4 protein-coding genes are annotated in these 9,658 nt (G+C 37.4%); 3 read left to right on the forward strand and 1 reads right to left on the reverse strand.

Features of this window, described 5'->3' with window-relative positions; genetic code table 11:
- Positions 1-4: 4 nt before the first annotated feature.
- Entirely contained in the window at positions 5-889 is an 885-nt protein-coding gene (locus FJ218_03030; protein ID MBM4165884.1) for a DUF4905 domain-containing protein, read from the reverse strand.
- A gap of 131 nt (positions 890-1,020) precedes the next feature.
- On the opposite strand from FJ218_03030, the gene FJ218_03035 reads away from it, so the two are divergent.
- The 3 genes from FJ218_03035 to FJ218_03045 form a co-directional block, all read left to right on the forward strand.
- Complete coding sequence (locus tag FJ218_03035; GenBank protein MBM4165885.1) at positions 1,021-2,079, forward strand: N(4)-(beta-N-acetylglucosaminyl)-L-asparaginase; 1,059 nt, start codon at positions 1,021-1,023, stop codon at positions 2,077-2,079.
- A gap of 30 nt (positions 2,080-2,109) precedes the next feature.
- Positions 2,110-4,266, forward strand: coding sequence for a PEGA domain-containing protein (locus FJ218_03040; GenBank protein MBM4165886.1), 2,157 nt, complete (start codon positions 2,110-2,112; stop codon positions 4,264-4,266).
- On the forward strand, positions 4,232-9,658 hold a 5,427-nt coding region (locus tag FJ218_03045; protein ID MBM4165887.1), incomplete at its 3' end, for a choice-of-anchor D domain-containing protein. The genes FJ218_03040 and FJ218_03045, both read left to right, overlap by 35 nt.

Here is a 9,658-nt window from a genome sequence, read left to right on the forward strand (position 1 = left end):
CTGTTTATGTTGTAGGAGAATACAAATTGAGTGCGGTTAAAACTTTTTTGTTTTTAATAAAGAAAAGAAAATTATCCTTTAAGTAAAACGAATCGTGCAGTACCATTATTGCGTTTTGCGCAATGAGATCGCTAAATACTTTTTTGAACGATTTTTGTTTATTGAAAATATGCAGTTGCTGATTCAGTTTCGGTGTCAATAGTGATTCGCTTATATTTTCGTAGTAAGAAATAATTGCAAAAGTATCGTTCTCAAAAAATTCGATTTCATCTATTATGCGATGAGAAAGAAAATATTTTTTCAACCCATGCAATCGCTCTTGTGATACTATACTATTCAACGAAAAAACTGTTGGTAATTGCAAATAGTGATATGTTTGCTCGCGTTCCGCATCCTGCGTAATGATATCAAGTTGTTGATTCTCATTTTCAAATTCACGAATGATAGTTCCCGAATGAATATCGAGTACGACCAATGTTCGTGAAGCAAAGGTATCTTTGGTAGCATAAACGCAATTATGCAGAGCGCAAAGAAACCGCAGTTCTTCATTTTTCCACAAGAGTTTTCCGTTTCGTGCATCAACTGCGTAAATTTTTCTTTTTTCTGGAAGTGAAGGTGATTTGAATTCGTGAAAGAAAATCGTATTTGCAACGACACAATCTACACTAATCCAAAACGATTCCTCGAATGCGAGTTTGCTCCAGAGAACGGTACCGCGTTTTTCTTCGATACAAAAAAAAGAAACAGTTTTTTTTTCCGTATCACGGTCTTCGCCAATTATCAACCCATTGTCACTTACCTTCATACGCCAAAGAATTCCATCGCAATGAAATTGCCAGGCGGGAACGATTTTTTGTTTTCGAAAAAAAGAAGGAACGCGAATGCTCATAAAAATGACAAGTAAAATTATGAAAAATTCGTTGAGTGTATAACGTTATCTCAAGTATTGAATTTCTTGTAAGTCTCTTTATTTCTTCTTGAAATATTACTAAATTTTCTCACAAAATTTTAAAAGAACTTATGCATTCAACTACTCGAAGAAATTTTCTTAAACAAACATCATTCCTTGCGGCAACGTCGCTTCTCCCTTCATTTTCAGTCACAGAAAATTCCGAAGAAAAAAAATTACATACACGTAAACCAATTGTCATTTCCAGTTCAAACGGAATTCCTGCGATTACCAAAGCAATGGAAATTATTCAGCAAGGAGGCGACGCACTTGGCGCAGTTATCGCGGGTGTAAATATTGTAGAAGATGACCCGAATGATACAAGCGTTGGTTTAGGAGGATTGCCTAATGAAAACGGCATTGTAGAACTTGATGCAGCCGTGATGCACGGACCTTCGCATCGAGCAGGCGCAGTTGCATCGCTTCGCAATATTAAAAACCCATCAAAAGTTGCGAGGCTTGTTCTTGAACGAACTGACCATATTCTCCTTGTTGGAGAAGGAGCATTAAATTTTGCAAAGGCGCATGGTTTTCAGGAAGAAAATTTGCTTACAGAACGAGCAAGACAAGAATGGTTACAATGGAAAGAAAATATGAGTACAAATGATGATTGGCTTCCGCAACATTCAATTGAAGAAAAAAATATTGGTGGGAATTTTGCTCCATACTACCGGAACTATGGAACAATTCATTGCAGCGCGTTGGATTCATTTGGGAATCTTTCGTGCGTAACGACGACGAGCGGACTTGCATACAAAATTTCCGGAAGAGTTGGAGATTCACCAATTATCGGTGCGGGGTTGTATCTTGATAACGAAGTAGGTTCTGCTGGCTCAACAGGAAGGGGAGAATCGAATCTGTTTAATTGCAGTTCGGTGATGGTTGTGGAATGGATGCGACAGGGAAAATCTCCGGAAGAAGCGTGTATGCGTGCGTGTCAGCGAATTGTTGACAGAAATAAAGAACAACGTTTGCTCGATGAGAAAGGTCGTTACAAACATCAAGTAAAATTTTATGCTATCAACAAAAAAGGAGAATATGGAAGCGCGGGTATTTTAAAAGGCGGCGTATTTACTTTGCACGATGGAAAGGAAGCGAAGAACTACGATTGCGCGTATTTGTACGATTGATGTTTTTCTTGTATTCTTAAAATATATACCGTGAAATATATTTTTCTCACATTATTTTTCTTGCTTGAAAGTTCGTTTGTTTTTTCCCAAGAACAGGAAGCAGTATTAGGAGGAAAGGGCGAACAATTGCAATTGTACGATAACAGTTGGGCAATACTTGTTGGCATTACTTCGTACAATGATGCATCCGTTTCGACAAGAAAATTTGCCGTTGAAGATGTTAAAACATTAGCATCGTTATTTTCGAAACTTCAATTTCCTAAGCAGAATATTATCATACTTCAAAACGAACAAGCGACGTTATTGAAAATTCGAGAGTCGTTAAATGATTTAGGTAAAAAAATCCGTAGCAATGATAGGTTTTTATTGTATTGGGCGGGCGCAACGGAAACTGCAACCGAGAAAGGAAAAGAGGTTGGATATTTGATACCGAGCGATGGGAGAAAAAAATTATTACCAACAACGAGTATTTCTCTGGATGAAATTTGTAGATTGTCAGACAATATCAGCGCGAAGCACATCCTTGTAATCATAGATAATTGTATGAGCGGATTTCCCAATCTCCAAGTAAAGATTCCTCCAAAAATTTCTTCGACACCAATCAAAACAATTATTTCTTCGCGGGGATTTCAAGTTATTACTGCGGGAAGAAAGAATGAGCGGCATTATGAGAGTTCAATATTGAACCAAAGTATTTTTTCAAAAGCAATGAAAAATGCATTTTGGATTGGTTTATTAGATGTCGACAAAAATGGTTTAATTACGGCTGAAGAGTTGTATAATTATCTTGTTCCATCGGTTTCTGAACTTGCGAAGCAGGAAAATTTTATTGTGCAACATCCTGTGTATGCAACTTCAGCGTTGTTAGATGGTCAATTTATTTTTCCGCTGAAGGGACTTTATTATTCACTTGTCATAAGAGATTTACCGAAGAAGAATACTGTAAAAGTTAACGGGAAAATTATTTCCGAAAATAAGCCGTCTGTGAAAAAAGCATACGAAAGCGGAACGCTTACATTGGAGATTGAATCTCCGGGAAAAAAAACGTTTTCAGAAATAGTAGCATTGAACGGCGATAAAACTATTGTTCCAAAACTTGATACACTTATTGAGTATTCGCTGGATACAAATCCCATCGGTGCCAATGTGAAAATTGATGATGAAAATGTTGGAACAACTCCTTTCATAAAGCGTTTGAGCGTAGGATTGCATCGTATAGAAATTTCTAAAGACGGTTATCTACCGCTTGCATTTGACGTTCACATTTCGTTGGGGCATACGTTTGATAAAAAAGACCTTGTAAAACATACTGATATTACTCTCACGATTTCCGAGTTACCCGATAGCAGTTCTGTTTTTCTCGACGGAAACGTGATTTCAAAAAACAAAGAGTTGCACAAACAGTTGTTGCAGAAAGGAATTTATACTCTTGAAATTCACGCTCCACATTATGATGTATATTCGCAAACAATCACGTTGAACGAAGATGAAACTTTGATTCCCGAGATGAAGCGTCTAAGCGAATATCATCTTGAAACTGTTCCGTCGGGAGCAACAGTAATTCTTGATGGGAAAAAAGTTGGACAAACTCCGTTTCAATCTACGATAATTTCCGGCACGCATACGATTTTACTTACAAAAGATTTGTATGACTCATTGTTTTTTACCACAGTTGTTTCCGCTGATAATCATTATGATAAAAAATATCTTACCGTAACAACAGCAATAAAAGCGACGACGCAAAAAGATACATCCAATAGAATGAAATATGAAAACACGTTCACTGATGCACAAAGAATGCATATACAGGAAGAATTTCGTGGTAGCACACCGATAACGATGCTTGATATTCACGTAAAGCCGCAAACCGCAAAATTATTCATAGACGATAGACAATATGAATTGGAAAATGGAAATGCGATTGTCAGCGTTCAGAAAGGAAAACACAGAATTGTAGTATTTAACGCAGGATATGAAATTTATGATGGACTTGTAGAAATAGAAGAAGGAAAAATTAAAGAAATAACGATTGTGTTGGAAAGCGCTTCAACGACGATGTGGTGGATTTACGGAGGCGCATCAGCTGTAATTGCAGGAACAGTAATTTTATTATACAAGAATATCATCGAAGAAAAAGTAGTTCTTGATCCGTATGGAAATCCGCCGCAATTTCCTCCGCAACCATAATAACTATTTCCTATTTTATAAAATTACAATAATGATGCTACTTCGTTTTTTCATTTCGATAATTTTATTTTTTTGTTTTTGTCGAATATCAACGTTTAGCGATACGACAACTGTTGGCGGAAATATTACAACGAATACTACGTGGAGTACAGTGAACAGTCCTTATCGTGTTATTAGTGAAGTACTTGTTTTCAATGGTGCGATGTTAACTATTGAAGCAGGAGTAACGGTTTTATTTGACAGTGGAACTGGATTACGAATTGGGAAATCGGGAAGTTTTAATTCCGATGCAGGTTCATTGATTGCACTCGGAACAGCATCGGATTCAATCCGATTTACCTCGAGTTCAGAAGATACGGCACAATGGAAAGGAATTGTATTTGATAACGGAAGCGACGTAGGGGGAAGTAACTCAGTCCTTGCCTTTTGTGTATTCGAGCGCGCTGGTGAAACAAATACGAATGCGGATAATGAAAAAGCAAACGTGTTTTGTAAAAACACGAATACTCCTTCTATTGCAAATTCAGCGTTTAGAAATTCAGACAAGTACGAATTATATTGTTCGAACGCAAATCCGAGTATTACGCAGAGTTCGTTCAGTAACTCTACGACTGTTTCAACGCTTGTGTTGCTCAAATCGAATTCATCGCCAACATTTTCACATAGCAGTTTTTCAAGTGCAAGCGCAACGCATTTGTTGTTTTGCGATTCTTCTTCTTATCCGACGCTTACGAATAATTTTTTTATCAGTGAGAATGCAAAAGCAATGCGAGTTGGAATTCTCTCACTCTTCAGCGCAAATAATTTTTCCGCTCTTGCACATAAAGGTATAGAAATCATCGGAGGTACGTTAAACGCGAACAGAATTTGGAGTAAGCAAATTTCTGAATCTACGTATATCGTACTTCAACGTGACATTTCTGTTTCCAATGGAACGAATCCTACGCTAACAATAGATTCCGGAGTTGTTGTAAAATTTTCCAATGTCGGATTACGTATCGGAGGAATCTCAAATTCGAACGAAGGAAAACTCATAGCAAACGGAACGGTAACGGATTCCGTTCGTTTCACGAGCGAGAGTGGAAATATCAATGGATGGAAAGGTATACTATTCGACGACGGAAGCGATAAGGGCGGCGATAGTTCCGTGATAAAATATGGTATTATCGAAAACGCGGGATTACCGAATGTGTATAATATTTCTTCAAACATACATACAAAATTTTCCACAAGTACGGTAATTTCAAATTCAACCATTCGCAATGCGAATGGATACGAATTGTTTTGCGATAGTAGTGCGTCGGGGAAATTTGTTCGTACCGATTTTTCTCATTCTACGTATGTTTATTCGATTGTTTATTTAAAAAATAATTCCGCCCCAACTTTTTACAATTGCACATTTGTTACTGATAGTTCATCGTACGTGATATATAGTGAACTTTCAAATTGCACTCCAATTGTATCAGAATGTATATTTTCAAATGCCTACGGAAAATCTTTTCGTGTTGGTGTTCTTTCGCAAATAATTGATAACAATGTATCTCGTGTTGCAGTAAAAGGAATGGAAATTCTCGGAGGAATTTTCAATCAAAACAGAACGTGGAAAAAGCAACCAGGAGATTCTATGTATGTAGTATTGGGAAATGATATTTCTATTCGCAACGGAAATAATCCAACATTGACATTAGATTCAGGAATTATCGTAAAATTTTTAGGTGTTGGTTTAACCATTGGTGGAAGCACCTCAACCGACGAAGGAATCTTGATTGCAAATGGAAGTGCATCACAACCGGTGTATTTTACAAGCGCATCGGGAACAAGCGGAGGATGGAAAGGTCTATTGTTTGAAAGTGGCAGCGATTACAATACTGCAAGTTCGTTGCTTTCATATTGTGTTATTGAAAATGCCGGACAATTAAATACGTACGGAGCAGCAGCGAATATCTATTGCAGGAATACGAGAACTCCGGTCATTCATTTTTCGACAATAAAAAATTCCAGCGGCATTGGTGTATATTGTTCCGCCTCATCGCCGACATTGAAAAATTCACAAGTCATCTTTAATACGCAATATGGAATTGATGTTTCAGCAAATTCAAGTCCCCTCTTGGGAAATACATTACAATATTCCAATGATATTTATGGAAACGGACAGTACGAAGTATATGTAGAAGGGACACAGAATATCAATGCGCGTTATAACTATTGGGGGACAACAAATCAGGATATAATAGCATCAAGAATTTTCGATAAAACGGATAATGCTTCTCTTGGCGAAGTGCTGTTTAAACCGTATACTGATAGTTCAAGAACAGTATTACTTCCCGATGTAACTCCTCCCATAAATCCAACAATCGCAAACGGATTTTCTGATTCGTTACAAACATTACAACTTATTTCAGCTCGCGCATACAACTATTCGCACCCGTACTTTATCTGGAATAGCGGAAGAGACAGTAATTCATTTGTTGCGGGATATGCTATTGCACTTACTTCCGATAGTTCAGATACTTTACTGCGAATAATAACAACCAATGATACATCATTAACTGTTGTTGATGATTTAACCAAAGAGACAAACTATTATTTTCGTATACGAACAAAAGATGTTTATGAAAATTGGAGTAATGCGGTTACGTTGTTTCGTTATTATTACGACTCGCTTGCACCTGTTGTTCCGCTACTTCTTTATGCCAACGGAGGAAACGGAAACGTAACACTCCGATGGAATAAAAATATTGATGGAGATTTTTTCCGTTACCGTATTTTTCATGGTATCAATCCTAATCCGTCAATACAAGTCGATTCAGTTTCGAACAGAAATGATACGATGAAAACAATTTCGAATTTACCGAACGGAACAACACAGTACTTTCGTATCACTTCCGTAGATACACTATTCAACGAAAGTAGTTTTTCCAACGAACTCAGCGCAACGCCAATTCAACCACCATCCATTCCAACATTATTTTCTCCCAATAATGGAGCGACACATCAATCAGTACTCCTATCATTTGTTTGGAACAGTGCTGTTGGAGCACAGACATATCGGTTGCAAGTATCTCCCGATTCGAATTTCGCGGCAACATTTTTTGATGACTCAACCATCACTGAAACATCGCAACAAGTAGAAACGCTTTCTGTTGCGACGAATTATTACTGGCGCGTGAAAGCAAAAAACGCCGGAGGGATCAGTGATTGGTCGCAACGATGGAAATTTAAAACTGTTTCGCTTCCTAAGTTTTCAATCAATAAAACTTTTATTTTGTTTGATAGCGTGTATGTAGATTCTACGCAAAGCGATAGTGTTGTTATTTCTAACACCGGAACAGAACTACTGCATCTTACTTCTACTTCCGAGAATAATCATTTCAGCGTTATTCCAACGATTGACAGTATTTCACCATCAGCGGCGAAAACTTTTTTTGTTTCATTTCATCCTACTTCTTTGGGAAATAAAACTGGAAAAATAATATTTATTCACGATGGTTTAACTTCCCCAGACACAATTTTCGCAGCAGGAGCGGGAATTGCACCTTCCATTTCGTTATCTACATTGCTCCTCTCACTTGATTCCGTACTTGTGAATACGAGCAACACCGATTCGTTTTTTATTTCGAATCCCGGATCAGCAACGCTTAACGTTACCAATGTTTCTTGTAATACCAATGCATTCATAGTTACTCCCAATAATTTTTTCATTGAACCCGATGATACGCAAAAAGTATTCGTAACGTTCACTCCTTCGAACGCAATTTCGTACAACGGAATAATTACTATTGAACATAATGCTTCTGGAAATCCTACATCGTTACTTGTTACGGGAACAGGAATTACGCCTTCTGTTTTCATTTTTCCTGCAACTCTTTTTTTCAGTGAAGTTATAGTGAACACAACAAAACTTGATTCAATAACAATTACCAATACTGGAACTGCAGAACTTGTTGTAACAAATATTACCAGTACACATTTTACGTATTCCGCTTCACCGACAAATTTTATTCTTTCTCCGAATCAGAATAAAAAAATCTATATATCATTTTCACCCGTTGCGCGTGGAACGATCAATGCATCAGTGAAAATATTTCATAACGCTGTTGGTGGTTTTTCAAGTGTGAGTGTTTCAGGTTTAGGGATTGCTCCACAAATCGTATTAGTACCTACGTCGCTTTCGTTTGGAAATGTTATCGTGCATCAGTTCAAACAAGATTCTTTCAGTGTTGCGAATTCAGGCGCGGCTCCGCTTGAAGTTACCAATATCATCAGTTCAGATTCAACGTTTTCTATTCACCCAACAAATTTCACGGTTGCGCCGAGCGAAAACCGAATTGTCATAGTTACCTTTTCTCCGGCGACAACTGGAAATTTATCAGGACATATTGTTCTTTCGCATAATGCAACGGGAACTCCGGATACAGTTTTTATTTTCGGAAACGGAAGTCCTCCGCCATCGCCTGCTCTTTCATATTCTCCTCAAACAATTTCATTTGATAGTGTCGTCATTCAAACGCAGAAACGTGATTCTTTTTTTATTTCCAACGGAGGAAACGCGCAACTTATCGTCTCAAATATTTTTTCCGATAATACTGTTTTTTCAGTTGATACAAATACATTTTCACTTTCACCTTCAACAAATAAAAAAATTGATGTAACATTTTTCCCCGCTACTCTTACTACGTATTCAGGTAATATTATATTTCTCCATAATGCATACGGAAGTCCCGATACATTGAAAGTTTTCGGAAAAGGAATTCCCCCACCTTCGCCAACATTATTCCTTACGAACGATTCTCTTTCTTTTGGCAACGTACGCTTACACGCAAGTAAAAAGGATTCGATGACAATTCGAAATTCCGGAACAGCATTGTTGACAGGAAAATTATACAACAGTGAATCGGCTTTTGTTTTGTCAACTGATACGTTCTTTTTACAACCGAATAAAATTAAAAATATACCCGTTACATTCTCTCCTGATTCTGCAAAACAATACATTTCCAAAATTCAAATTACACACAATGCAAGCGGAAGCCCCGATACGGTAATTATCCTTGGAAGAGGGTATCCATTCCCAATAATGTATGCGCCCGATACTGCCATTTGGTTTGGAAGCGTATTAGCAGGTAATACAAAAACAGATACAATTATTTTCTACAATCAAGGGACTGCGCCATTGTATATTTTAAATATAGATATAAGCAATACTATTTTTTCAACGGAAGATAATTCATTTACCGTTGCGCCGAATGATTCTCATTTGCTCATTGTTCAATTTACACCTGTCAATGAAGGTGTGTTTCAATCATCGCTTGTACTTTCACACGATGCAGATGGAAGTCCTACAACTATTCTCCTTTCTGGTGTTGGAAAAAAAAGAATGAATGACGGCGAAATG

It is taken from the genome of Ignavibacteria bacterium, from assembly GCA_016873775.1.
In the GTDB taxonomy this organism is placed as follows: domain Bacteria; phylum Bacteroidota; class Ignavibacteria; order UBA10030; family F1-140-MAGs086; genus JAGXRH01.

Excerpts from the sequence above, each read along its gene's own strand:
- FJ218_03035 (MBM4165885.1), top strand. The coding sequence starts at position 1,021 with ATGCATTCAACTACTCGAAGAAATTTTCTTAAACAAACATCATTCCTT.
- FJ218_03030 (MBM4165884.1), bottom strand. The coding sequence starts at position 889 with ATGAGCATTCGCGTTCCTTCTTTTTTTCGAAAACAAAAAATCGTTCCC.